The following is a 25,486-nucleotide window of genomic DNA, read 5'->3' as shown; positions in this document are numbered from 1 at the left end:
GGGTGGTTCTGAATTAAATGAAAGCGTTCCAAGTCTTGTCGCGCGCACGGCCTCTTTTCTTCTCGCGCTGGCCGCTGCATTTGCGCATGGCCGCGCAGATGAGCTACGGCGAGATCAATCACAGTTTCCACATCATGCCGGACCTCGGGATACTCTATGTATCGATTCCGAAAGTGGCATGCACCTCGCTGAAACTTGCCTTCAACGAGCTTCACGGCGGCGACGAAAACATCCGTGCAGGGAAAATTCACCAGGTCGAAAATCAGCCTTGGTGCCATGTGACCGATTACGGGTTGCGCGATCTGTCGAGGCGGATCGAGAGCGGGGCGCTGCGTCCCGTGACCTTCATTCGCAATCCTTTTTCTCGCGCACTCTCCTGCTATCGCAATCAGTTCCAGTTTCCGCTTCGCAATTGGGATAAACCGAACCGCATCCATTTGCGCTCGCTGCTGCTCGACGATCCGATGCGTCCTGCGTCATTCATCGAATTTCTGGAAGCGGTAAAGCGCAAGAAGTCCATCGACATGAATGGCCATTGGCGTCCGCAAGCGGATTTCGTGATGGTGAAAGACATTCCCTACAGCTTCATCGGCCGGCAGGAAACGCTCGATGACGACCTCAAGGCGTTGGGCCGCATGATCGGCAAGGATCTTTCGTCCCTTCGCCTGAAATCGAAAAACCGCACCGGTGCCGGCACCATGCTCGATGAATATTACACGCCCGAGGCGATCGATCTGGTGCGGCATGTTTATGCTGCCGATTTTGAAACATTCGGCTATTCGAGGGATCTGCCGGAGCAAGGTATCTCCGCGCCGCTTTCGAAACGCGCCGCCGGAAAAGCTCAAGCTGGAGCGCCTGTGTTGAACGAGGCCGAAAGCTGAGCTGGTATCACTCAAGCATGTACGATGCAGGGGCGCCCGTCCGCAGCCTCTGGGAAGAAACGGCGCCGCCCCTCGCCGATGGCGCGGATACCGGCCCCAATGGCGATGAAACCTGCGATGTCGCCATCATCGGCGGCGGCTTCACGGGCCTGTCCTGTGCGCTGCACCTCGCGCGGGATTTCTCTCTCGATGTGCGCCTTCTCGAAGCGGGGCCGCTCGGCTGGGGCGCCTCCGGCCGCAATGGCGGCTTCTGCACGCTTCCGCCAATGGGCCTTTCCCTGGACGGGCTCATCTCCCGCTACGGTGAAGCGGAAGCAAAACACTTCATCGCCTCGCAAGTGGAGGCGACGCGTTTCGTGCGCTCTTTTGCGGAAGACGAGGGGATCGATATCGAACCGCAGGGCGAGGGCGAACTCCACGTCGCTCATGCGCCCTCGCGCTACGCCGAACTGGAACATGAGCGCGATCTTCTCACCGGCACATTCGGCATTCCCGCCCGTCTGATCCCGCGCGAGGAGGTCGCGCGGGAGTGGTACGACTCGCAGGAGCAGTTCGGCGCGCTCCATGTCGGCGCGGGCTTCGGTCTTCATCCCCTTCGCTTCGTCCGCGGCCTTGCCGAAGTTGCGGCACGCGCGGGCGCAAAACTTCACGGCCATTCGCCCGTCACGCAGTGGGAGAGGGAAGGGGCGGCGCATCGTCTTGTCACGCCGTCTGGCACCATCCGTGCGTCACGTGTCGTCGTCGCGACCAATGGCTTCACGCGCGCACCCATGCCCGTCACGCTGGCGCACAATGTCCTCCCCGTCATGTCGAATATCGTGGTGACGCGACCGCTCTCGGAGGCAGAACTCGACACGCAGAACTGGCGGACCGAAACGCCCTGCGCCAATACGCGCAATCTCCTCTTCTATTACCGCCTCCTGCCGGACCGCCGCTTCCTCTTCGGTGCGCGTGGCGATCTCACCGGCAAGCCGGAAGACGGATTTCGCATGCGCCGCTTCATGGAGCGGCGTCTGGGAGAGGTTTTCCCCGGCTGGGCCCATGTCGAAACCACGCATTCATGGCGCGGCTTCGTCTGCATGGCCGCCCGCCTTACCCCCTCGCTTGGCGCCCTGCCGGATGATGAAAGCGTCTTTTTCGCCCTCGGCTATCATGGAAATGGCGTTGCCGCCGCGCCCTGGGCCGGTCGTCTTCTTGCCCAACTCATTGGCGGAAAAGCCGATTCTGCGGATATTCCCGCGCCTTTGCGCGGGCCGCCCCGGTCTATTCCCTTTCCCGCGTTGCGGCGCTGGTATCTGAAGGGGGCTCTCGGCTACTATCGCGTCATGGACCTATAGGACGAATTCCAGACGCTGCGGAGGGGCTTCGCGGCGGGGAATAACAGTTGAAATGCAGGACATCATGAGCGATCGCGAAAGACCCGGCCCTGCGGCCTGGGCTACTCTCGGTGAATTCAATGCCTTCCTCGCCGAGCACGGCGAAATCGACTATCTGGACGCTATCTTCTGCGACATGTGCGGCACGGTGCGCGGAAAGCGGTTCCCGTCCGAAGAAGCCGACAAGGTTTTCACCTCCGGCGTACAGATGCCGCAGTCGATTTATTTCTTCGACGTGACGGGCGTCAACGAGGACATCCTCGGCATGGGCTTTTCGGATGGCGACCCGGATGCGCAGGCCCATCCCGTCTCCGGCTCCATCGTGCCCGTTCCCTGGGCCTCGATGAAGCAGGCCCAGGTTCTGATGACGATGGTCGATCATGAAGGCACGCCCCTCATGCTTGAGCCGCGCAATGTGCTCGCCCATGTCGTGAAGCAGCTCGACGACATCGGCCTCAAGGCGACAGTCGCCTGCGAATTCGAATTCTACCTGCTCGACAAGGAGATGGACCGCAAGGGCCGCCCGCAATCGCCGATCAATCCCGCGACCGGCGCGCGCGAAACCGCACACGAAGTTTACGGCATCACCGAGCTCGACGGCTTCATGGGTCTCCTGAAGGAGATCGACGAAGCCGCCGCAGCCCAGGGCGTGCCCGCTTCCGGCGCAACGGCGGAGTTCGCGCCCGGCCAGTATGAGATCAATCTCAAGCATGAGAATGATGTCATTCGCGCGGGCGATCATGCCGTCATGCTGCGTCATATCATCGGGACGATCGCGCGTAAGCACAACTTCCTCGCGAGCTTCATGGCAAAGCCATTCGTGGAACAGACGGGCAATGGCATGCATGTCCATTGCTCGGTGCTGGACGAGAAGGGCAACAACATCTTCAATGACGGCACGGACGAAGGCTCCGTGAAGCTCCGCCACGCCATTGGCGGCTTGCAGGCGACACTGCCGGATGCCATGGCGATCTTCGCGCCGAACCTCAATTCCTATCGCCGCTTCGGGCCCAATCTTTTCGTCCCGGTCAATGGCAGCTGGGGATACAATAACCGCTCTGTCGCCTTCCGTGTACCGAACGGTTCGCCGGACTCGCGCCGCATCGAACATCGCGTCACCGGCGCGGACGCCAATCCCTATCTCGTCCTCGCGGCGATCCTTGCCGGCATCCATTACGGCATCGTCAACGAGATCGATCCCGGCGACCCGGCGGAAGGCAATGCTTGCGAAACGGTAGACGAGGGGCTCCCGCTTTATCTGCCGAGCGCGCTCAAGCGTTTCCGCAACTCGCAGGTCATGCGGCAATACCTCACCGACCGCTATGTCGATGTCTATGCGGAGACGAAGATCCTCGAATTCGAGAAATTCCAGGAAGCCATCTCGCCTCTCGAATATGACTGGTATCTCTGAAAGCGGCGGCCCTGCGCCACGCTGAAAGGGCGGGGGCTCAGGCCGGCAGTGTGAAGCTCACCGTCGTGCCGACGCCTTCGGTGCTCTCGATGGTGAGCGTACCGCCGTGAAGCTCCACCAGCGAGCGCGACAGCGCGAGGCCGAGCCCGGTGCCCTTGTGCTTCTTCGAATGCTGGCTTTCCACCTGCTCGAAGGGTCGCCCGATCTTCGGCAGCGCATTTGCCGGAATGCCGATGCCCGTATCTTCCACCGAAATGGTGACGAGGCCGTCGGCGCTGCTTCCCTTGAGGTGGATCGAACCGCCCGCAGGCGTGAATTTCACCGCGTTCGAGAGCAGGTTCAGCAGCACCTGCTTCACCGCGCGCTTGTCTGCATGAACGGCGGGAAGGTTCGGCAATTCGTTTTCGATCGTCACCTTCGCAACATCCGCCCGGCCGGAGACAAGCCGCAGCGATTCCTCCACCACTTCGGAAACCTCAAGCGGCTGCGCTTCCAGCGTCATGCGCCCCGCCTCGATCTTCGACATATCCAGAATGTCGTTGATGAGTTCGAGGAGATGCGTACCGCTCGCATGAATGTCGGTCGCATATTCCTTGTATTTCGGCGAGCCCAGTTCGCCGAAAAGGCCCGACCCCATGATTTCCGAAAAGCCGATGATCGCGTTGAGCGGTGTGCGGAGCTCATGGCTCATATTGGCGAGGAATTCTGACTTCGAGCGGTTCGCGGCTTCCGCGCGCGTTTTTTCCGAAGCATATTTCTCGGCCAGGTCGACAAGCTGGCGCGCCTGCTCCTGAAGCTTGCGGCGTGAGCTTTCGAGGTCGCGCACGGTCTTTTCCAGCGCCGACTTGTTGTCCGTCAGCGCCGCTTCCTGTTCCTTGATCGCGGTAATGTCGGTACCGACATTCACATGCCCGCCGGTCTTGGTGCGCCGCTCGCTGATCTGAAGCCAGCGCCCCGTCGGCAGGCGGATTTCGCTGAAAGCCGCTTCCGTTTCCGCACCTTCCGCCACCGGCCATCCGCTGCCCACGCCCGCGCGCGCCATCACGTCCGCACGTGTCATGCCCGGCGCCGTCGCCTCGTCTGCAAGGTTGAGGAATTCCCCGAACTTGCTGTTCGCAGTGATGAGCTTTCCCTCTGCGTCCCACAGTACGAAGGCTTCGCCTACGCTTTCGATCGCGTCGCGAAGGCGCTCATTCGCTTCCGACACGCGCTCTTCCGCGAGCTTCTGCTCTGTAATATCGATGGTGATGCCGACGAGCCGGTCGCCCGACGCGCGATTGCCGCTCCAGACCTGGCCCTTCGCATGCATCCACACCCAGCTGCCATCCGCATGGCGCAGGCGGAACGTCGTGTCGTAGGAGCGCGAGGGTCGCGTCACGGCGCGGGAAATATCGTCGATGGCGTTGATGTCGTCGGGATGGGCGAAGGCCTTGATCTCGTTCGGCGAAAGCCGCTTCGAGGGCTGCTTCAGCCCCACCATGTCGAACATGGCGGACGACCAGTAAACGCGGTTTTCCGAAAGATCCCAGTCCCAGATGCCGCAGCGCGCGCCCGCAAAGGCCATGTCGAAGCGCTGCTGGTTCTCGACAAGCGCATCTTCCGCTTCGAGCTTCGACTCGCGAAGCCGCACCAGCATATAGGCAAGGCCGAGATAGCCGGCTGAAAGGAACGAGGAAAAGAGAAGCGCGCGGGACATGCCTTCCTGCGCGTAGAGGGTGACATTGAGTGCAGCGAGCGCAAGCCCGGAAACGCCGAGGGCAAGGCGCGGCAGCAATCCGGCGGGCAGGGTGCGGCGGCGGCGGCCCGCGGCCTCGCGCCACTTCATAGCGTCCTGTCTTGTTGTCGTAGCGTCGCTCATGCGCTCTTCCGTCCGCTCGGGTTCCGTCAGCATTGCCGGTGCCCGCCATTACCCGAATCACTGCCCTTGAAGCGATGATTCGGCCTGAGAGTCCGCCTGTCCATAGCTGGCGTTAACTTTTTGTTAATAGATGCAAGCGGGACTCACTCAATGTCCCTCACAAACCACCTGATCCAGCATGTGATCTGGAGAAAACGCCGATTTAATGACTCCTGAGCCACCGTCCTTAATTCTGCGTTAAGCAGAATGGTTAACGTGTGCCGTGGCGATACGAATCGCGTCGCCGCGGCACAAACCGGCGTTCATCCGGCTGTTTTGGGAGCTGTTTCGGGGGCTGCCGGGTAGGTGTCAGGCGAGCGTCTTGCTCGCGATCTCGTAAACGTCGCGCGAGAGGCCATCCGTGCCCGCGATCCGCTTCAGCTCCTTCTGCATCAGCTTGCGGCGCTTCGGCTCGAATTGCCGCCAGCTCTTGAAGGCGCCCAGAAGCCGGGCCGCCACCTGCGGGTTCAGCTTGTCGAGTTCCAGCACCTTGTCGGCCACAAAGCGGTAGCCCGCGCCTTTCGCATCGTGGAAGTGCAGCTGGTTGGCGCTGGCGAAGCTCGTGATGAGCGAGCGCACCTTGTTCGGGTTCTTCATCGTGAAGGCGGGGTGCTGCGTGAGGCGCTTCACCTCGTCCAGCGTTCCCGGCAGCGACGACATCGCCTGGATCGCGAGCCACTTGTCCATGACGAGGTGGTTGTCCTTCCAGCGTTCGTAGAAGGTGGAAAGCGCCTCTTCGCGTTCCGGGCAATCGATATGCGAGAGCACGGAAAGCGCGGCGATGGAATCCGTCATGTTCGTCGCATGGCGGAACTGTTCGGCCGCGAGCGTCACGCCCTCATCGCCCGGCGCGGCGGCAAGATAGCCGAGGCAGGCATTCCTGAGTGCGCGCTTGCCGGCATCTGCCGCGTCGGGATTGTACGCTCCCGTCACTTCCATGCGCGTATAGGCGGAGAGGAGCGCATCCTTCGCATGTGCCGCGATGGCAAGGCGCAGCGCCTCGCGCGCGGCGTGGATCGCATCGACATCCACATCCTGCCCGATGATCTGTGCCAGCGTCTGTTCGCTCGGCAGCAGGATGATCTGCGCCACGAAATCGGGGTCGATCTTCTTCGCGCTGAGAAGGTCATGCACCATCTCGGCAAATGCCGTTCCCTTGCGCGGCGTGCTGCCGTCCTTCGCCGCTTCAACCATGCGCGTGAGCAGGTTCGTCGCATAGCGTTGCGCCGCTTCCCAGCGGTTGAAGCTGTCACTGTCATGCTTCATCAGGAACACGAGGTCGCGTTCCTTGAGGTTCGCGTCGAGCTTCACCGGCGCGGTGAACCCGCGCAGGATCGAGGGCACCGGCTTTTCGGGTACATTCTTGAAACGCCATGTGCCTTCGCGTTCGGTGAGGTGCAGCACGCGCGTTTTCGCGCCCGGCTTCTCCTCGCCGTCCAGCGTCAGGGGAATGTCCTTGCCGTCCGGGCCGGCAAGGCCGACCGCAACGGGAATGTGGAACGGCTCTTTCACGCGCTGTCCCGGTGTCGGCTGGCACACCTGGCTCATCTTCAGCGTATAGGTCTTGCGCGCCGCGTCGTAGCGCCCGGAGGCCAGCACTTCCGGCGTGCCGGACTGCCAGTACCAGCGCTTGAACTGCGTGAGGTCGAGCTTCGCCCCGTCCGCCAGCGCATCGAGGAAATCTTCCACTGTCGCCGCTTCACCGTCATGGCGCTCGAAATAGAGATCCATGCCTTTGCGGAAACGCTTCGGTCCCGCCATCGTATGGATCATGCGGCAGAGCTCGGCGCCCTTCTCGTAAACGGTCGCCGTATAGAAATTGTTGATCTCGATATAGCTGTCCGGCCGCACGGGATGCGCCAGCGGTCCGCCGTCTTCGGGAAACTGATGCGCGCGCAGCAGCCGCACATCCGAGATCCGCTTTACCGGGCGCGAGCGCATGTCGCTCGTGAATTCCTGATCGCGGAAAACGGTCAGTCCTTCCTTCAGGCAAAGCTGAAACCAGTCCCGGCAGGTAATCCGGTTGCCGGTCCAGTTGTGGAAATATTCATGCGCGATGATCGCCTCGATCGCCGCATAGTCGGCGTCCGTCGCCGTGTCGGGCCGCGCCAGAATATATTTGTCGTTGAAGACGTTGAGGCCCTTGTTCTCCATCGCCCCCATGTTGAAGGCGCTCACCGCGACGATCATGAAGATGTCGAGATCGTATTCGCGGCCGAAGCGTTCCTCGTCCCATTTCATGGAGCGCTTCAGCGCCTCCATCGCATAGGCGCAGCGGTCTTCATTGCCTTTTTCGACGAAGATGCGCAGCGTCACCTCGCGGCCGGACATGGTGATGAACTTGTCTTCCACATGGGCAAGGTCGCCCGCCACCAGCGCAAAGAGATAGGAAGGCTTCGGGAAGGGGTCGTGCCATTCGACGAAATGCCGCCCGTCCTTCGTCTTGCCCTTCTTCACCGGATTGCCATTGGAAAGCAGCACCGGCTCGCTCTTCCGGTCTCCCGTGATGCGGGTGCGGAACACGGCCATGTTGTCCGGCCGGTCGAGATAATAGGTGATGCGGCGGAAGCCCTCCGCCTCGCATTGCGTGCAATAGATGCCGTCAGTGAGGTAGAGCCCCTCCAGCGCCGTGTTTTCTTCAGGCGCGCAATTCGTCACCGTTTCGAGCGTGAACTTGCCCTCCGGCGCGTCGTGAATGGTCAGGCTCTCCGCGTCCACGCTGTAGCGGTTCGCGCCCAGCACTTCGCCATCGATCTTCACTTCGAGAAGTTTCAGCTTCTCACCGTCGAGCTTCAGCGGCGCCTGCCTGTCCGTGCTGGCCGGATTGCGCTCCATCTTCAGCGTGGCATGGACCCTTGTAGCCTTCGGATCGAGCTCGATATCGAGCATGACCTCATGCGTGGCGAAGGCGGGAACCTGATAATCCTTCAGGCGGATGGGGCGGGGGTCTTCGTTGCGCATGGGGGTGCTCGGCGTCGGAGGGGGTCACACCCTCTATATAGGTGAATCGGCGGAGACTGCGAGGGGCAGATTCCGCTCCCGGCATGGCGGAATTGCGGCATGGAGGCAAAACCGCCGCCCGCCAGACCGTCATGGTCCCGGCATGTCCGCGCGATCACTCCTCGGCAGCCCCCATGATGCTGCTCACGATCGCGTCGGCATCGCCCGCCAGCACCATCACGTCTTCCGGCAGGTTCTCGGGGTTGTGCCGCGCCGTATCGGCGAGGCGGCTCAGCAGCACCATCATTTTCGGCGCCGCCGCGATCACCTTCGCCTGAAGCTCCACGCGGTCGGGCGTCATGTCGTATTCCACGCCCGGCACGCGCCAGCCCCCGCCTTCGTGAGAGCCCGTCACGACGACCGGATGTGTCCCCGGTACGGGGTGGCCCGCGCATTCTTCCGCCGAGCGCCATTTGTTCGGCACGCGCACCACATGCCATTCCTCCATCTGCGGATCGAGATGGGAGAGCGCCGCCACTTCTTCCGTTTCGAGTTCCCTCGCCGCGAAGTCGCGGCCAAGCCCCACGTCGTAATGGATGCGCAACGGCTCATCCATGTCCTTGACCCATTGCGGCACGACACGCTCGATTGTCGCCCAGGTGCCCACGGGCCGCACATAGACCCGCTGGTTTTTATGGAACTGCGCTTTCGCCATCTGAGGGGGAGCCTCCGCCCGAACGTCTGAAATCCGGGCTTCAGTATGGCCGCCGAGCGGTTAGCGCCCGCTTAAGGAAATGATCTGGTTTGTTCCCAATGCAGGATTTTACCCCGGCTTCTGCAAGCCGGTGCCGGGGGAGTGAAAAAGGGAAAACGGCTGCCATCCCCGGACTTCAGCCGGGATTCGGCCTCCCGCGCGTCTCGCATCCCAAGCGGACGCGGCGTCAAATCGAAACCCTTTTCACATCGCCAAATTGCAGTGAGAATGCGCGCCAAACAACGATACGGAGACCTGCGCTCGCGCGGAAATCCTCAAAAGAATGCGCCAGCGGCGCGACAAGGGAGACATCATGAATTTCGATTTTTCCGACGACCAGAAAATGCTGAAGGAGCAGGTCCGCAAGTTTCTTGCCGACAAGTGCCCCATGAGCGTGACGCGCCGCGTCCTGGAAAGCGACGAGCCTTATGCGAAGGACGTCTGGAAGGGCCTCGTCGAGATGGGCCTCACCGGCACGGCGATCCCCGAAGAGTTCGGCGGCCTCGGTCTTGGGCCTCTTGAACTTTGCGTGGTGGCCGAAGAGCTTGGCCGCGTTGCCGCGCCCGTTCCCTTCTCCTCCTCGATCTATCTCGCCGCCGAAGCGATCAGGCTTTTCGGCACGCAGAAGCAGAAGGAAGCCTGGCTGCCGAAGCTCGCGAGCGGCGAGATCATCGGCACCGTCGCCATCTCCGAAGGCGTACACGCCGCCCATCCGCGCAACATCGAGACGTCCTTTGCCGGCGGCAAGGTCTCCGGCGTGAAGCAGCCCGTCACCGATGGCAGCATCGCCGATGTCGTCATCGTCGCGGTCAACACGGGCGGCGCCGGTGAGCAGGCCATCTCGCTTGCCATCGTCGATGCGAAGGCGGGCGGCGTCTCCACCGAGGAAGTCCGCACCATCGACCCCTCGCGCGATAACGTCACCATGACCTTCAAGGATGCGCCCGCCGAAGTCCTCGGCGACAAGCAGGGCGAAGGCTGGTCGCAGCTTTCCCGCATCCTCGATGGCGCGGCCGTCCTCTTCGCCTTCGAGCAGGTCGGCGGTACCGAGGCGGCCCTCGAAATGGCGCGCGAATATGCGCTTGAGCGTTATGCCTTTGGCCGTCAGATCGGCTCCTATCAGGCGATCAAGCACAAGCTCGCCGACATGTATGTGAAGAAGGAACTCGCCAAGTCGAATTCCTATTACGGCGCCATGATGCTGAATGACGAGGGCTCGGAACTCACCGAAGCCGCCGCCGCCTCGCGCATCGCGGGTTCGGACGCCTATGTCTTCGCCGCTCAGGAAAACGTCCAGACGCATGGCGGCATCGGCTACACATGGGAGTCCGACTGCCAGTTCCATTATCGCCGCGCGAAGTTCCTTGCCCTGACGATCGGTGCGCCGATCCAGTGGAAGGAAAAACTCGTCTCGCGCCTTGAAGCGAAGAACGCAGCATAAGCGGCTCAAATAAAGATATTCGGGAGAACCAAAATGGATTTCAACGACACACCGGAAGAAGCCGCCTACCGCAAGAAGGTGAGCGAGTGGCTCGACAAGAACGCCACGAAGAAGGCGGACGCGAAAGGCATGGAACTGCCGCGCGACCTCGATGAGCTGATCGCCCAGTCGAAAGCCTGGCAGGCCAAGAAGGCCGATGCCGGCTATGCCTGCATCACCTGGCCGAAAGAGTGGGGCGGCGGTGGCGGCACCACCATCGACAACGTGATCTACAGCCAGGAAGAAGCGAAATATCTCGTCCCCGGCGGCATCTTCGCCATCGGCCTCGGCATGTGCATCCCCACCGTCATGAGCTGGGGCTCGGACGAGGCGAAGCAGCGTTTCGTCGGTCCGGCCGTGCGCGGCGACGAGATCTGGTGCCAGCTCTTCTCCGAGCCTGCAGGCGGTTCGGATGTGGCGGGTCTGCGCACCAAGGCCGAAAAGGATGGCGACGAGTGGGTCATCAACGGCCAGAAAGTCTGGACGTCCGGCGCTCATTTCTGCGACTACGGCATCCTCCTCACCCGTACCGATCCCAACGTGCCCAAGCACAAGGGCCTCACCATGTTCTGGATCGACATGAAGGATCCGGCCGTGGAAGTGCGTCCGATCAAGCAGATGTCGGGCGGCTCGGAATTCAACGAGGTCTTCTTCACCAATCTCCGCGTGAAGGACAGCCAGCGTCTCGGTAATCCGGGCGACGGCTGGAAGGTCGCGCTGACCACGCTCATGAACGAGCGTCTCGCCGTCGGCGGCTCGCAGGGTAACGCCGATACGGACGACCTCATCGAGCTGGCGCGCGATGTCACCATCGCCGGTGAGCCCGCCATCCGTCATGGCGGCGTGCGCGAGCGCATTGCCGACTGGTATGTGCAGGCGCAGGGGCTGAAGTTCACGCGCTTCCGCACATTGACCGCGCTCTCCAAGGGCGAGACGCCCGGACCGGAATCCTCGATTTCCAAGATCGTGGCCGCCAAGAAGATGCAGGATCTCGGCTCCTTCGGCATGGACCTGCAGGACATGGGCGGCGTCATTCGCGACCGCAAGCTCTCGCCTGCCGATGGTGCCTATACCGAGCAGTGGATCGGCGCGGCGGGTTACCGCATCGCGGGCGGCACGGATGAAATCCTGCGCAACATCGTGTCCGAGCGTGTGCTCGGCCTGCCGGGCGAAATCCGTGTCGACAAGGATCTGCCCTTCAATCAGGCCCCCAAGGGGAAGTGACGAAGGCACAAATCTGAAACGCAAAAGCCCGGATCGCTTGATCCGGGCTTTTTATTTCTGCGTTGCGAGAACGGAAGTGCCGCCGCCGCGCTTACTCCCGTCCCATCGCCTTCAGCACCGCTTCGCGCACACTCTCGTCCTGCGCCGCGACGGCCGCCGTCAGCGAGTTGAGCCTTGCCCGCGTGTCGTACAGCTGGTCCATCAGCGACAGCACAACGGGAAGCGTCTCCGCCTCGATCTCCAGATCGTAATGCAGCGTGCAGATGAGACGGACCCGCGCGCATTCCATCTCCGGGAAAACCGGCGCGCCTGCTTCCTCCTGCGGCGAGACGAGCGCCTCGCCGATCCATGCTTCGAGGTCCGCGCGTTGCAGCGCCGCGATCTCGTTCACAAGCTCCTCGATCCCCATCATGACAACATCTCCTTGCGCGGCTCGTCCGGGCTTGCCGGTTGCCAGCTTTCGAGGAACGCCGCGAGCTCCGGCTCCTCGCCCTCCGGCAGCACCACTTTCAGCGTCACGATCTGGTGTCCGGCGGCGCCCGTCTTCCGGTTTCGTACGCCCTTGTCGCGCAGCCGGAGCGTCTTGCCGGTGTTCGATCCCTTCGGCACCGTCATCGACACCGTGCCCCCGATGGTCGGCACCTCGATCCGCCCGCCCAGCACGGCTTCCTTCAGCGTGATCGGCACCTCGACATGGATATTGTCGTCCTTGCGCTGAAAGAAGGCATGGGGCGCTACGTGAAGTTCGACATAGGCGTCGCCCGCCGGTCCGCCGCCGAAACCCGGTATGCCCTGGCCCTTCAGCCGCAGCATTTGCCGGTCTTCCGCGCCTTCGGGAATGGTCACCTGCAGCGTCTTGCCCTCCGGCAGCGTGATGGTGCGCCTGGCGCCGGTCGCGGCTTCGAGAAACGTCACCGGCAGCGTGTAGCTCACATCCTGACCGCGCGCCTTGAACGCCGCGCCCGACTGCCGCCGCGTCCCGCCCATACCGCCGCCGCCAAAAGCGCGCGACAGAAATGCCTCAAGATCTTCATTGCTGGCAAAGCCGTCCTGCGCGGCGTGCGACGCATAGCCGGGACCGTCCGCATATTCGCGGTAATAGCGCTCCTGCGGCCGTTCTGCGCCGCTTGCATCGATCTCGCCCGCGTCGAAGCGCCGTCGCTTCTCCGGGTCTTTCAAGAGGTCATGCGCCGCCGATATGTTCTTGAACTTGGCTTCGGCCTCTTTGTCGTCTGGATGCAGGTCCGGGTGGAACTTGCGCGCGAGTTTCTTGAAGGCGGATTTGATTTCGGCGTCGCTGGCGGTGCGCGTCACACCCAATGTTTCGTAGGGGTCTTTCATGAAGCCGGTCCTGTCATCTCCCCGCTTCTGTTGGGTCTGGTCGCGACGGGAGCATCACCAGTATACCCCCGATCGCCAATCTTTTCGCCCCTCACTCCGCCGCTTCGGCCTTCGCGGCTTCCGCATAAAGCGCCATGTGGCCGGCCAGCGCCTTCTTGAAGGCGGGCCGCGCTTCGGCGCGCTTCACGTATTGATCGAGCACCGGCATCTTCGCGATGAAATCCCTGTGCCGCAGGTCGCGCAGCACCGTCACCATCATCAGGTCGCCCGCCGTGAAGCGGTCTTCCAGCCATTCGCGTCCCTCAAGCCGGCCAGAGACCTGCCCGAGCCTGCGCATCAGGAACTCTTCCGCGCCCGGCCGCCGCAGCTTCGCCCACTCTTCCTCGGGATAAAAGAAATCCAGCGCCGCCACTTCGGCGACCGCGGGCTGAACCGATGTCAGTGCCGCAAACATCCATTGCATCGTCCGCGCGCGGCCTTCCTCGTCGCGCGGCATCAGCGCCTCGCTTTTCTCCGCGATGGCGAGCACGATCGCGCCGCTCTCGAACATCGCGAACCCCTCTTCCTCCAGTACAGGCACCTGCCCGAAAGGCTGAACCGCGCGATAGCTCGCCGCGTCCTGGTCTTCCGGCGTGAGTACCCGTTCCTCGTAGGGCAGCCCCGCTTCTTCCAGCGCCCAGCGCACCCGGAATTCCTTCACCGAGCCCCGCGCGAAAGGCGGCACCCATTTCAACACGCTCAATGTCCTCATTACTCTCTCCTTACGCTCGTCTCTGTCGAAATCAATTGTGCACGGCGCAGCCGCCGCCGCTCTGCGGAGAGCTCGTCCTGCAGCCGCATCAGCTTCTTCTCCTTGGCGAGATGCGCCTTCACGGTTTCCTCCCATTCGGCGCGGGAAACGGTGCGTTCTGTCCTCGGCGCGTCGCTGTGTACGGCGGTCCTCATGACGGCTCCTTTCGGGGGCTGGGGCAGTCCGGTTGCGGAAGCCGGGCAGGGCCGGTTTCCGCATTGCTAAATAGTTTGATATCAATACAATAAGGGCGATTTGATATCAACAAAAAATCCATGTAGCAAGAAGCCATGACGAAAAAGCAGACCGCTCTTCAGGAGGCGACGGCCCATATCCGCGACCATTGCCTCTGCCTGCATGCGCAGCGCGCCGCCCGCGCGCTCGCCCGCCGCTTTGACGATGCGCTCCGCCCGCATGGCATCACCAGCGGTCAGTTCTCGCTTCTGAACGTGCTGAACAGGCCGGACCCGGTCTCGATGGGGCCTGTCGCGAAGTTCCTCGCTATGGATCGCTCCACGCTCACCGCAAACCTGAAGCCGCTGGAGCGCAATGGCCTCATTGCGGTTGAGGTCGACCCGGAAGACCGTCGCGGCCGCAAGCTCTCGCTCACGCCCGAGGGGCGCAAGGTGCTGCGCGCGGCCATGACCGTTTGGAAGAGCGAACATGAAGCGCTGGAAAAGGAGATCGGCGTCGACGCCGATCTGTTGCGCACGGGCCTGCGCGCCATCGCCTAGAAAGCGCCTGAACGCCGCGTCCCGCCGCGCGGATGCCTTGTTCCCGAACTTGCCGCTCTTCGCAAAGACGTTCAAACTCCGCACCGCCCGGATATTTCCCGGCTGGCGGAAAATCGTTCATTCGGGCTGCTTTGGGGGAGTTGCACGGAATGCATATCAGTTCCATGGAAAACATGGACCGCTGTTACCGCCGCTTTGTGGCGGGAACGGAGCTGGAGTCGCGTGAGCGCCTCATCGTCCTCGATCTGGGTGGCGCCGATGTAAATGGCAGCTACCGCGATGTTTTCCGCGGCCCGCAATATGACTATCGCGGCGCCGATCTCGTGGCGGGCGAGGGCGTCGCCATCGTCCTCGAAAGCGCCTACGAAATTCCGCTGGAGGATGCCTCGGTCGATATCGTGCTTAGCGGCCAGATGCTGGAGCATTGCGAGTTCTTCTGGAAGAGCTTCGAGGAAATGGTCCGTGTACTGAAGCCATCGGGTTTTATCTTCCTCATTGCGCCCTCTGCGGGCCCGATCCATCGCTATCCCGTCGATTGCTACCGCTTCTACCCCGATGCCTATGCCGCGCTCGCGCGCTACACGGATTGCGAGATGGTGGATGTCTGGATGGACGAGCGCGGTCCGTGGAATGACCTCACGGGTATTTTCCGCAAGAAGGGCGCACCGGCCTTGCCCGCCGCCGCGCAGCCCGCGCACGACGCGGAGCCGCCCTTCGCCGGTCGCGGATCGGATGAAGAGGAAGCCGCGAAGGGAAGTGTCTCCACCTTCGAGGTGCTGGAAAAGCTGCATACTGCCCTGAAGCCCGAAAGCTATTTCGAGATCGGCGCGCGCGATGCCCGCGGCCTCTCCCTTGCGCATTGCCCTGCGCTCGGCATCGGCCCTCATGCCGGCGCGCTTGGCGCATTGCGGGAAAATATCCGCACCGTCGCGGCCGCCAGCGGTGATTACTTCTTCGAGCATCGCGGCAAGCCCGCCCTCGATACGCCGCCCGATCTCGTCTTTCTCGATGGCGCGCGCTTTTTCGAGACCATGCTGCTCGATTTCATGCAGGTGGAGCGCCTGTCCCGCCCCTCGACGCTTGTCGTCGTGAACAATGTGCTGCCCGCTCATGCCGCGCAGGGTGCGCGCGAGCGCCGCACCGCGCTGTGGGCGGGCGATGTCTGGAAGCTCTATGAGACATTGCGCAGGCAAAGGCCGGATCTCGTGCTGACGCTGCTCGACACGCACCCCACGGGCCTGCTGCTGATCTGCGGGCTCGACCCGCACGATGACTCGCTCTGGAAAGGCTACAACGCGGTCATAGATGAATATGGCGGCGGCAGCGCCGTGCCGCCCGAAGTGCTCTCCCGCGCCGCCGCGCTCGCACCCGAACCGGCGCTTCTCTCCGCGCTTGGAAAGGCATTGCGGCAGGAGCGCGGGCGGGGGCCGCGTGTCTTCCGCGTCAGGAAGAAGCTCCAGAAGCTCCAGAAGCTCTTTGCCTCCGATGCCGCTCACGCATAGGCGACCCAGCCGCGCCAGGTAAACGCCGCATAAAACGGCGTCACATCGCGAAAGCCTGCCTCGCGCAGCACCGCCTCGTCTTCCTCCGGCGAGAGCAGGTCGAGATGCGCCGCGACGCCCGCGCGCGCCTTTTCGGCCATTTCCGGGTCCGCGCCGGAGGCGATGGCAAAGGCGGCGTAGCGCGAGAGCCATTGAGGCCGCGTTTCGGCGTCCTGCGGGAAGCTCGAATGCGCGGCAACGAAGGGCGCGCCGGATTTCAGCCGCCGCCGGATTTCCGCCGCCGTGCGAACCCGCTCCCCGCGCGCGAGGAAATGCAGCGTGAGCAGGCACGCCGCCGCATCGAATGGGCCTTCGCTCGCATCCTCGATATATCCTTCGCGCAGATCCACACGCGAGGCATTCTTTCCCAGTGTCCGCCCGGCGAGCTTCAGCATCTCGCCTGCCGGGTCCACGCCCTCGAAGGTCCAGCCCGGATGCGCTTCCGCGAAGACCTTCAGCTCCATGCCGCCGCCCGCGCCGAGCACGAGCACATGAGCATCGGCGGGCGCGCGTTCGCGGAGCAATACCGCTGCCATGCGCTGCACATCCGCATATCCCGGCATGAAGCGCGCCGGCCCCTTCGTATATTGTGCGACATGGCTCGGATCGTTGAAGTTCGCGAGCATGTCCTTCATCGCATCAGCCTGCATGGGCTTTCTCCAGTTCGTGTGCGCCGCGCCGTTTCGCGAACCGCTTGTGGAAATCCTTTGCGAGCGCCGCCAGCGTCACCTCGCCGAGCCGCTTCAGCAGCAGCGCTTCCGCTTCCTCGAATGTCTTGTCGAGCTGCGCATTCACCGCCTGCTCGACAAGGCAGCCGGGCGCTTGGCGGCGGTTGCCGATGGCGAGGAGGGAAGGGCTCCCCAGCGCTTCGTGAATGTCGGCAAGCGTCACCGCGCTCATGTCGCAGGCGATGGTCCAGCCGCCGCCATGCCCCTTTTCCGAGCGCACATAGCCCGCCTCGCGAAGCCCCGCCATGATCCGGCGGATCACCACAGGATTGGTCTGCATCGCCTTGGCGAGCATCTCGGAGGTCACGGGCTCTTCATGCTCCGCCATATGCAGCAGCACATGAAGCACGCCCGAAAGCTGGCTGTTTCGTTTCATGTAACTTTATATGTTGCGAGTCGGATCGGGAGTCAAGCCCCGTCCGGCCGCGCGGCCTCGAACGCCGCTCTCTGCGCATCGAATGCGCGCTGATAGGCAGGCCGTGCTTGCCCGCGCGCGATATAAGCGGTGAGGTTCGGATAGCGCGCGAGAAGCGCCGATCCCTCGATACGCCGCAGCACGCTCACCATCATCAGGTCGCCCGCGCTGAAGGCGCCGCCGAGCCAGTCAGCCTCGCCGAGCCGCCGCGACAGTTCGCCAAGCCGCTGATCCACGCGGGCATCGAGCATTGCAAGCCTTTCGCCATACCAGCTCTTCTCGCGCTCCGTATAGCCGGCCGCCTCGCGCTCGACGATCGGGGGCTCCATCGTGTTGAGCGCGGCGAAGACCCAGTTGATCGCGCGGGCGCGCGCCCCCGCCTCTTCCGGCAGCAAGCCGCCATGCCGCTCCGCGATATGGAGCACAATGGCGCCGGACTCGAAAAGCGTGAGCCCTTCTTCCTCGCCCGTACCGTCTTCTTCACCCGTACCGTCTTCTTCATAAGTCGGGATCTGCCCGAAGGGATGAAGCGCCAGATGCGCGGGCTCCTTCATCTGTGCGAAGGAGAGAAGGCGCACATCGTAATCCGCGCCCGCCTCCTCGAAGGCCCAGCGCAGCCGCATGTCGCGCGCATGGCCGCGCCCGCGGTCGGGAGAATGCGCAAAGCCGGTGATGACGGGCGGCATTCCGCGTCACGCCTTCGCGGACGCCGCCGCTTCCAGCGTGGCGATATCGATCTTCTTCATCGTCATCATTGCGTTGAAAACGCGCTTTGCCTTGGCCTTGTCGTCGCTCGCATTCAGTTCGAGCAATCGTGCGGGCGTGATCTGCCAGGAAAAGCCCCAGCGGTCCTTGCACCAGCCGCAGGCGCTTTCCGCGCCGCCATTGTTCACGATCGCGTTCCAGTAGCGGTCGGTCTCTTCCTGGGTTTCAGTCACGACCATGAAGCTCACCGCCTCATTCGGCGTGAAGACCGGCCCGCCATTGAGGCCGACGAAGCGCCGCCCCAGCACCGTGAATTCCACGGTGAGTTCCTGGCCTTCCGTGCCGCCGGGAAACTCGCCCGGCGCGGCGTTCACGCTGTCGACATGGCTGTCGGGAAAGGTCGCGGCGTAAAAGGCAGCCGCCTTGGCCGCTTCGCCGTGGTCGAACCAGATGCAGGTCACGAGATCGGTCATGGTCATTCTCCTGTCGTCGGGGCGTCCGTCGCGCGGAAAAGAAGTTCGATATAGCGGATGAGATGGTCGGCGCTGTCGGCGGCAACCTCCGCGCTGCCCTTCGCCTTGGCGAGAATGAAGGCGCCCTGCAGCACGGCCTGTGTGTGCAGCGCCAGCGACTTCGCGCTCCAGTCCGGCCTCATGCCGCGTTCGTGCATCGCCGCCTCGATATCGGCTTCGAGCGTCGCGGCGTGCCCGCTGATGCTCCGGTCGCAGGCATCGCGAATGGCGGGGGAGGTCTCGTGCGTTTCCTGCACCATCGTGCCGACAAGACAGGTGAAGTCCGGCACGCCACCCGTCAGCATCGACTTGCGGAAGCGGACATAGCCGAGGACGCGCGCGAGCGGATCGGCCGCCTCGTGATAGGGCGCCCCGGCAAACATCGCGCCCGTCGTCGCCGACCAGTGCTCGGCGGCGGCCACGCCCAGCGCCTCCTTGCTCTTGAAGTGGTGGAAGAATGCGCCCTTGGTCACGCCCGCCGCTGCGCAGAGCTCGTCCACGCTCGTCGCCGCATATCCCTTGGTGCGGATCACGTTGAGCGCCGCATCGAGCAGCTTCGCGCGGGCATCCACTTTCGCGGGCTTTGCGGTTTGCCTTGCGGTCTGTTTGGCGGGCGCTTTCCCGGTCCTGGCGGCCATCTCGTCCTCCTGTTGCGCAATTACATACCAACCAGTCGGTATTTAGTAAAGAGAAAGGTTCACGCGGGTTTCCGGCGCTTTTTCCCCTCTCCCCAGCGGGGAGAGGGGTGAGAGGCGGTTTGCGAAGCAAACGAAAAGGTCCGGTGGCCTGTCCCGGCGGAGGCCGGGAAAGACCCGGAACCTCTTCCCACCCTCCCCCTGTGGGAGGGTCAAACGGTCGAAGACCGTTTGGGGAGGGGTAAGCTTGGGGCAGGGCGGAGCCTCCTCTGAAGTCTCGCTCCCGGCGCTTCCCAAACCAAAAACTGTCATCCCGGCGCAAGCCGGGATCCATGGGCGGTGCGTCGCACGCAGCGCTATCGCTAGCAGCCACACCGCAAATCCCTCCGCCTACGGTCTATCCTCCGCGCCCGCGACCCCCTCAGCTGTCATTCCGGCGAAAGCCGGGAACCTTTTCGAGCCTCGAATGCCCTGAGCCACGCGAAGGGCAGGCAGATCGCGGGAATACCTCCATCTAGCCCCCCAACACCGTCAATGTGAGAAAAGAAGAGCATGAAACATACGGAAGATGGAGTTTCCGTCCGTTCAGTGACGAATTTCTAGGTGATGGAAAGGCGGGCAGACTGACGGCTCGCTTCCGGCCCGAGTGGATACTTGCTAGGATCATAGTCAATCGTAAGTCAGGCTGCTCCCGAATCAACTGAAGGTATTGTTGGTGCGTACCGCCGGAAGATGCTGCGTGATATGCGAGACGTTAAACATGACTCCAAGAGATTGCCCTGTGTCAGGTGACATTCAGCGCGTCTATCATTTTGTCGAACTTGAATACGGATTGGATGATCTTCGCCGACGCAGGCTGAAGGTCGCCGAGCTTCTTAAACTCAACGATCCTTTTGAGTTCTTTGGGGCAAATCTCTCAAACCCCGATTTGCGTCGAGCATTTCATGTAATGAAAGATCAAATGGCGTCAAATCGAGGCATATTATGCTTCAGTCGAAATTGGAAAAATCCGGTGCAGTGGAGTCACTACGCAGGAATGCATACCGGCCTCTGTCTCGGGTTTGACATTCCTTCCGAGCATCTTGGCGCAGTAAATTACTCGTCGAAGCGATTTGCCGTTGATGCAAATCGCCTCTTGAATCCGCGAGAAATTGATTTCGAAACGGCTAAGGCCTTGCTTTTTACCAAGTACTCTCACTGGCGATACGAAAACGAAGTTCGCAGCTTCGTAACACTGGAAGAGGTTGATCCCGAGAGTGGTCTCTATTTCGCAGATTTCTCGGACCGTCTGAAGTTGGTGGAAGTGATCGTGGGCGCTAATAGTACACTTAAGGAGGCAGAGCTAATGGAAGCGCTGGGTGATTTGCAAGCCGACGTGAAAGTTTCAAGAGCCAGACTTGCCTTCGGTTCATTTCAGGTGGTACGCCAGCGAGACAAGAAGCTATGGTGGCCTAATCAACCGACTAAGGTTTAGAGAGGCTGCCAACTCAACATTTCGTTCGTTCAGTGACAAACTAGCTATGCTCAAAAAAAGGGGAGTCACTGTTGGACCGCCTCTGATCCATTGCTCCATCACCTCCGCGTCTTCGCGTGCCCCTCACACACCGCATCGCATCGAACACCGAGTCGCCGTCGCCCATCTCGCGCCGGGCAAACCCCGGGCACAAGTTTTTTGCCTCCCGCTGCGCCGAAGTGCCGGGAAGACACGGGGATTATTTCTTTCGCGGGCCGCGCAGTGGTCTGGCGCGGGCTGGAAGGGCAGTCGTCGCTCATATCATCTGTATACGAATTGATGACTTATCCCCTTTGTGACGGTTTGATGACGTTTCGATGACGGTGGCCGTCACTTGTCCCCGCCCCCCGGGGACAAGGAGGGGACAAGGAGGGGACAAGCAAAGCCGAAACGTCCCCGCCCCCGGGGACAAGCAAAGCCGAATTGTCCCCGCTCCCGGGGACAACCGGCGCCCTCCCGCGCCCCTCCCGGCCCCCAGGGCGTCCCGTGTGATCCTGTGCTATTCTTCCTCTCAGGTGCGGTCGCGAGTGGCGGGCTGATTGCCAGATTTGAAAGCAAAAACAAGGGCTTGGGTTGCGCGCGCGCGGGCGCTCGTCTCCCGTTTGGCGCCCCATGCGCGCCGCAGCCGCGTCCCCTGGATTGTGCCCGTGCTCCTCGTGCTTTTCGGCGCGAACCACCTTCTCTATCTCTATGTCTATGTGCCGCCTGTTCCTCAAGGCATTGAGAACATTAAGAAATCCGGCACCCTCGTGGTGCTGGCGCGCGAGGCGCCCACCACCTTGTATGAGGGCGCGGACGGCCGCACCGGCTTCGAATACGAGATGATGAAGCGTCTCGCAAAGTCGCTCGGCGTCGCAGTCGAGTTCCGGATTTACGAGACGGAACAAGGGGTTATGGATGCGCTCGCCGCGCGCAAGGGCCATGTCGCCGCCGCCGGCCTTGCCGTCACGGAGGCGCGCAAGGCAGCCTTCGCCATCGGCGCGGAATATGAAGACGTGACGCAGCAGCTCGCCTGCCGCCGGGCCGGGGGGCTTCCAGATAATATAAATGATATCAATGGGTTATCTGTCGCTGCCTCGGCAGGCACACCGGCGGCCGAGGCGCTCGCCGTGGCCGCCGAGGGGGCGGAAGATGTCGCTCTGCATCTCGAAGATCAGCCTGCGGAGGAATTGCTCGCTCGGGTGGTCAATGGCGATTACGACTGCGCGGCGGTGGATTCGCTGACCCTCAAGGTGGTCAATCCCTATCACCCGGAAATTGCGGAAGCCTTTGATATATCTGATGAAATGCCGCTCGGCTGGTTTCTCGCGCCGGGCTCGGAAGACCTGAAGGATCACTTTCGTGCCTGGTTCGCGGGCACGAAAAAGTCAGGCGCGCTGGCGGCTCTGGAGCGCCGCTTCTTCGGCTTCCTGCCGCTTTTCGACTATGTCGATATCCGTGCCTTCAAGCGCGCGGTTGATGATCGCCTGCCGGACTACGAAAAGGTCATCCGGCGCGCCGCGCGGCAAAATGGCCTTTCCTGGCAACTGCTTGCGGCTGTCGCCTGGCAGGAATCGCATTGGAACCCCGAGGCGAAGAGTCCGACCGGCGTGCGCGGTTTTATGATGCTGACCGCGCAGACGGCGCGCGAACTCGGCGTCGAAGACCGGCTCGATCCGGTCGAGAGCATCGAGGCCGCCGCGCGCTATCTTGCTGATCTGAAAGGCAGATTGCCCGTCAGCATCGAAGAGCCGGACCGCACCTGGTTCATGCTCGCCGCCTATAATATGGGCCTTGGCCATGTTTACGACGCGCGCGCCCTTGCCGCACGTCTCGGCCGCGACCGCGATAGCTGGACGGATCTCCGCCGCGTCCTGCCTCTGCTCAACAATGCCGCCTATGCCGAGACCCTGAAGCATGGCCGCGCAAGGGGCGGGCAGGCCGTTCATTTCGTGCAGCAGGTTCGCACCTATATGCACATACTTGACGGTGGCGCTGGGACATAAGCCCTTGTCTTTGCTGCGACATTTCGCGCTGGCCCTGCGACCGAATGACCACTCTCCAAATAGGGTTATGGGGCGCAATCTGGTTGCAGAACTTGCGCGGGCCGCTGGGGCTGGGCGCAGCGAACTGGAGAAAACGAAAATGAAGACCAACCGGAAATTGGGCGCGGGTGTCGCTGCCGTCGCGCTCGGGGTGATGGTGGCAGGCACGGCTCAGCCTGCTTATGCGGAGTTCCAGGGCAAGTCCGCGGGGGATTTCATGGTCCGTGCCCGCGTCATCGGCGTGCTCCCGGATGAGAGCGCTTCCACCACCATCGGCGGTGATGTGGACGTCTCGAACGAATGGGTGCCGGAAGTCGACTTCACCTACTTCCTGACGGACAACATCGCCCTCGAACTCATCGCGGCGACCACGAAGCATGACGTCTCGCATACGCCGACGGGCATCAACCTGGGTGAAGTAAGCCTTTTGCCGCCGACACTTACGCTGCAATACCACTTTATGCCGAAGGAGCGTTTCAGCCCCTATGTCGGCGCGGGCCTCAACTACACCTTCTTCTATGACGAGTCCCCCGCTGCGGGCAGCGCGGTCACCAGCATCGATTATGAAAACAGCATCGGCTACGCGCTTCAGGCCGGTGTCGACTATGCCATAGCCGACCAGTGGTATCTGAACCTCGACGTGAAGAAGATCTTTCTCTCCACCGACGTCTCCATGAACGGCGGCGCCATCCGCGCGGATGTCGACCTTGATCCCTGGATTGTGGGTGCCGGTATCGGTTACCGCTTCTGATCCTTTCGGAACGCGGTTTTCGGAGCACCGCCGCGCTCTCCACCGGGGCGCGGCGGTCGCTTTTTCATGCTTGTCCGGTTTGCCGTTCTGCCTTGAGTCATATAAAAATAGGGCGTTGACCCTATCCGCGCGCCGCGTTTGCGGAATCGGCGTGAAGGGCGAGAACATCAATAAACAGAACAAGTCGGGAGAAGGCTCGTGGGAGACTCCATTGGCTCGCGTGTCGAAGGAACGGATGTGAAGAAGCGCCCCTTTAGCGTCGCCATTCTGGGCGCGGGCGCGGCGGGGCTCTGCACCGCGATCAAGCTGCGCGAAGCGGGCATCGAGGATTTCACGATCTTCGAAAAGGCAGCCAGCGTCGGTGGCACCTGGCGCGACAACACCTATCCGGGTTCGGGCTGCGACGTGCCCTCCATGCTTTACTCCTATTCCTTCGAACCGAAGCCGGACTGGAGCCGCAAATTCGCGCCCCAGCCGGAAATCGTGGAGTATTTCGAGACCGTTGCGCGGAAATACCGGCTCCTGCCGAACATCCGTTTCAACACCGAAATCGTGGAAGCCCGTTTCGACGAGGAAGAAGGCCTCTGGCGCATCCGCTCGGCCGCGGGCGAGGAATTCACGGCAAACGTGCTCATTTCGGGCGTCGGCCAGCTCAACCGTCCGGCCAACCCGAAAATCGAAGGCCTGAGCGATTTCAAGGGCATAGCCTTCCACTCCGCGCGCTGGAACCACGATGTTGACCTCGCGGGCAAGCGCGTCGGCGTCATCGGCAATGGTGCGAGCGCGATCCAGTTCGTGCCTGAAATCGCGCCTGTGGCGGGCAAGCTCACCATCTTCCAGCGCACGCCGAACTGGTGCGTGCCCAAGCCCGACCGTCCTTTCCGGGAATGGGAAAAGAAGCTCTACCGTTCATTCCCCATCCTCGCGCGCATTCAGCGCTGGTGGACATGGTTGACACTTGAGCGGAACTATCTCGCCTTCGTGCAGGGCAGCTTCTTCGGCAAGCTCTTCGAGAAAGCCGCGCTGAAGGAGATGGAAACCCACATCAAGGATCCCGAACTTCGCAAGAAGCTCACCCCTGACTATCCTGCGGGCTGCAAGCGCATCCTGCTGACCAACGACTGGTACCCCGCGCTTGCCCGGCCGAATGTCGAGGTGGAGACGAGCCACATCGCGCGGGTGACGGCCGATGCGATCGTGACGGAAGACGGCGTCTCCCATCCGGTCGACGTCATCATCTATGCCACGGGCTTTGAGTCCACGGACTTCCTCGCGCCGATGAAAGTCGTCGGCCGTGACAATGCGGACCTGAACGATGTCTGGGCGCGCGGCGCGGAGGCGCATCGCGGCGTTGCAGTGGCGGGTTTCCCCAATTTCTTCATGCTTTATGGGCCCAACACGAACCTCGGGCATAACTCGATCATCTTCATGATCGAGTGCCAGGCGAACTACATCGTGCAATGCGTTTCGGCGCTCCGTAATAGCAAGCTGCGTTACCTTGATGTCCGCAAGGAAGCGATGGACAGCTTCAACCGCGATCTCCAGCAGGACATGCAGAAGACGGTCTGGGCCGCTGGCTGCTCAAGCTGGTACAAGACGGCGGATGGCAAGGTCACCAATAACTGGTCGAGCTTTACCGCCAAATACTGGTGGCAGATGCGCCACCCGGACTTCGCGGAATATGCGCTGAAAGGCGCCTGAGCGCGTCCCCGGCTCACCTCTGCCGCAGGCCGCGCGCCGTTTGCCCATTCCCGGGTGGCGGCGCGTCCCTATTATGTTTATCCCTTGGCGGGTTGGGGAAAAGCGTGGGCGAGCAGCCCGCACATAGGTAGGG

The 25,486-nt window shown here is 62.3% G+C and carries 23 protein-coding genes; 11 read left to right on the top strand and 12 right to left on the bottom strand.

From position 1 onward, the window contains the following. The first annotated feature begins 17 nt into the window (after window positions 1-17). The 3 genes from ABJO61_RS06735 to ABJO61_RS06725 all read left to right on the top strand — a co-directional run bounded on the left by ABJO61_RS06735 (window position 18) and on the right by ABJO61_RS06725 (window position 3,668). Window positions 18-881 carry a sulfotransferase family protein gene (locus ABJO61_RS06735; RefSeq protein WP_348324209.1) on the top strand — a complete coding sequence of 288 codons (864 nt, stop codon included), beginning with the start codon at window positions 18-20 and terminating at the stop codon, window positions 879-881. 17 nt (window positions 882-898) lie between these two features. Further along, window positions 899-2,218, top strand: a complete 1,320-nt coding sequence (locus ABJO61_RS06730) for an FAD-binding oxidoreductase (RefSeq protein WP_348324211.1) — start codon at window positions 899-901, stop codon at window positions 2,216-2,218. A gap of 64 nt (window positions 2,219-2,282) precedes the next feature. Then, window positions 2,283-3,668 (top strand): glutamine synthetase family protein, encoded by a 1,386-nt coding sequence (locus tag ABJO61_RS06725; RefSeq protein WP_348324214.1) that lies wholly within the window; start codon window positions 2,283-2,285, stop codon window positions 3,666-3,668. A 37-nt stretch (window positions 3,669-3,705) separates the two neighbouring features. Here the strand turns inward: ABJO61_RS06725 and ABJO61_RS06720 are convergent, their stop codons facing one another. The 3 genes from ABJO61_RS06720 to ABJO61_RS06710 form a co-directional block, all read right to left on the bottom strand. Next, on the bottom strand, window positions 3,706-5,526 hold the full coding sequence (locus ABJO61_RS06720; RefSeq protein WP_348324216.1) for an ATP-binding protein: 1,821 nt from the start codon (window positions 5,524-5,526) through the stop codon (window positions 3,706-3,708). A 348-nt stretch (window positions 5,527-5,874) separates the two neighbouring features. Beyond that, complete coding sequence (gene pepN, locus ABJO61_RS06715) at window positions 5,875-8,526, bottom strand: aminopeptidase N (RefSeq protein ID WP_348324218.1); 2,652 nt, start codon at window positions 8,524-8,526, stop codon at window positions 5,875-5,877. A 154-nt stretch (window positions 8,527-8,680) separates the two neighbouring features. After that, complete coding sequence (locus tag ABJO61_RS06710; protein WP_348324220.1) at window positions 8,681-9,220, bottom strand: hypothetical protein; 540 nt, start codon at window positions 9,218-9,220, stop codon at window positions 8,681-8,683. 352 nt (window positions 9,221-9,572) lie between these two features. Here ABJO61_RS06710 and ABJO61_RS06705 point away from each other — a divergent pair, with 352 nt between their 5' ends. After that, complete coding sequence (locus ABJO61_RS06705) at window positions 9,573-10,700, top strand: acyl-CoA dehydrogenase family protein (RefSeq protein ID WP_348324222.1); 1,128 nt, start codon at window positions 9,573-9,575, stop codon at window positions 10,698-10,700. A gap of 33 nt (window positions 10,701-10,733) precedes the next feature. Then, a complete protein-coding gene (locus ABJO61_RS06700; protein ID WP_348324223.1) occupies window positions 10,734-11,963 on the top strand; it encodes an acyl-CoA dehydrogenase family protein in 1,230 nt (409 codons plus the stop codon). A 91-nt stretch (window positions 11,964-12,054) separates the two neighbouring features. On the opposite strand, the gene ABJO61_RS06695 is transcribed toward ABJO61_RS06700, so the two are convergent. From ABJO61_RS06695 to ABJO61_RS06680, 4 genes are all read right to left on the bottom strand, one after another. Next, a complete protein-coding gene (locus tag ABJO61_RS06695; protein WP_348324225.1) occupies window positions 12,055-12,375 on the bottom strand; it encodes a chaperone modulator CbpM in 321 nt (106 codons plus the stop codon). Then, complete coding sequence (locus ABJO61_RS06690; RefSeq protein WP_348324227.1) at window positions 12,372-13,304, bottom strand: J domain-containing protein; 933 nt, start codon at window positions 13,302-13,304, stop codon at window positions 12,372-12,374. Before ABJO61_RS06690 ends, ABJO61_RS06695 begins: the two co-directional genes overlap by 4 nt. A 91-nt stretch (window positions 13,305-13,395) precedes the next feature. Beyond that, window positions 13,396-14,055 carry a glutathione S-transferase family protein gene (locus ABJO61_RS06685; RefSeq protein ID WP_348324229.1) on the bottom strand — a complete coding sequence of 220 codons (660 nt, stop codon included), beginning with the start codon at window positions 14,053-14,055 and terminating at the stop codon, window positions 13,396-13,398. Then, complete coding sequence (locus tag ABJO61_RS06680; protein WP_348324231.1) at window positions 14,055-14,249, bottom strand: DUF899 family protein; 195 nt, start codon at window positions 14,247-14,249, stop codon at window positions 14,055-14,057. The genes ABJO61_RS06685 and ABJO61_RS06680 overlap by 1 nt, the downstream gene beginning before the upstream one ends. 135 nt (window positions 14,250-14,384) lie before the next feature. On the opposite strand from ABJO61_RS06680, the gene ABJO61_RS06675 reads away from it, so the two are divergent. Both ABJO61_RS06675 and ABJO61_RS06670 read left to right on the top strand, forming a co-directional pair. Beyond that, window positions 14,385-14,828 carry a MarR family transcriptional regulator gene (locus ABJO61_RS06675; protein WP_348324233.1) on the top strand — a complete coding sequence of 148 codons (444 nt, stop codon included), beginning with the start codon at window positions 14,385-14,387 and terminating at the stop codon, window positions 14,826-14,828. A gap of 149 nt (window positions 14,829-14,977) precedes the next feature. Next, entirely contained in the window at window positions 14,978-16,330 is a 1,353-nt protein-coding gene (locus tag ABJO61_RS06670; protein ID WP_348324235.1) for a class I SAM-dependent methyltransferase, read from the top strand. On the opposite strand, the gene ABJO61_RS06665 is transcribed toward ABJO61_RS06670, so the two are convergent. The 5 genes from ABJO61_RS06665 to ABJO61_RS06645 are packed head-to-tail and all read right to left on the bottom strand — an operon-like array spanning window position 16,321 to window position 19,367. After that, window positions 16,321-17,019 carry a class I SAM-dependent methyltransferase gene (locus ABJO61_RS06665; RefSeq protein WP_348324237.1) on the bottom strand — a complete coding sequence of 233 codons (699 nt, stop codon included), beginning with the start codon at window positions 17,017-17,019 and terminating at the stop codon, window positions 16,321-16,323. The two genes, ABJO61_RS06670 and ABJO61_RS06665, sit on opposite strands and share 10 nt — an antisense overlap. Beyond that, window positions 17,009-17,473 carry an Rrf2 family transcriptional regulator gene (locus ABJO61_RS06660; RefSeq protein ID WP_348324239.1) on the bottom strand — a complete coding sequence of 155 codons (465 nt, stop codon included), beginning with the start codon at window positions 17,471-17,473 and terminating at the stop codon, window positions 17,009-17,011. The genes ABJO61_RS06665 and ABJO61_RS06660 overlap by 11 nt, the downstream gene beginning before the upstream one ends. A gap of 32 nt (window positions 17,474-17,505) precedes the next feature. Then, window positions 17,506-18,198, bottom strand: coding sequence for a glutathione S-transferase family protein (locus ABJO61_RS06655; protein WP_348324241.1), 693 nt, complete (start codon window positions 18,196-18,198; stop codon window positions 17,506-17,508). Between the two features lie 6 nt (window positions 18,199-18,204). Then, window positions 18,205-18,690, bottom strand: a complete 486-nt coding sequence (locus ABJO61_RS06650; RefSeq protein ID WP_348324243.1) for a VOC family protein — start codon at window positions 18,688-18,690, stop codon at window positions 18,205-18,207. 2 nt (window positions 18,691-18,692) lie between these two features. Then, window positions 18,693-19,367, bottom strand: coding sequence for a TetR/AcrR family transcriptional regulator (locus tag ABJO61_RS06645; protein WP_348324245.1), 675 nt, complete (start codon window positions 19,365-19,367; stop codon window positions 18,693-18,695). Window positions 19,368-20,145: 778 nt separating this feature from the next. Here ABJO61_RS06645 and ABJO61_RS06640 point away from each other — a divergent pair. The 4 genes from ABJO61_RS06640 to ABJO61_RS06625 all read left to right on the top strand — a co-directional run bounded on the left by ABJO61_RS06640 (window position 20,146) and on the right by ABJO61_RS06625 (window position 25,353). After that, complete coding sequence (locus ABJO61_RS06640) at window positions 20,146-20,838, top strand: DUF2971 domain-containing protein (RefSeq protein ID WP_348324247.1); 693 nt, start codon at window positions 20,146-20,148, stop codon at window positions 20,836-20,838. Between the two features lie 686 nt (window positions 20,839-21,524). Further along, entirely contained in the window at window positions 21,525-22,862 is a 1,338-nt protein-coding gene (mltF, locus tag ABJO61_RS06635; protein WP_348324249.1) for a membrane-bound lytic murein transglycosylase MltF, read from the top strand. Between the two features lie 139 nt (window positions 22,863-23,001). Then, window positions 23,002-23,652, top strand: coding sequence for an OmpW family protein (locus ABJO61_RS06630; RefSeq protein WP_348324251.1), 651 nt, complete (start codon window positions 23,002-23,004; stop codon window positions 23,650-23,652). A 198-nt stretch (window positions 23,653-23,850) separates the two neighbouring features. Beyond that, entirely contained in the window at window positions 23,851-25,353 is a 1,503-nt protein-coding gene (locus ABJO61_RS06625; RefSeq protein ID WP_348324253.1) for an NAD(P)/FAD-dependent oxidoreductase, read from the top strand. Window positions 25,354-25,486 lie beyond the last annotated feature (133 nt).

The organism is Parvibaculum sp. (assembly GCF_039973015.1).
Taxonomy (GTDB): Bacteria; Pseudomonadota; Alphaproteobacteria; order Parvibaculales; family Parvibaculaceae; genus Parvibaculum.
This window is presented reverse-complemented; position numbering and strand designations above follow the sequence as displayed.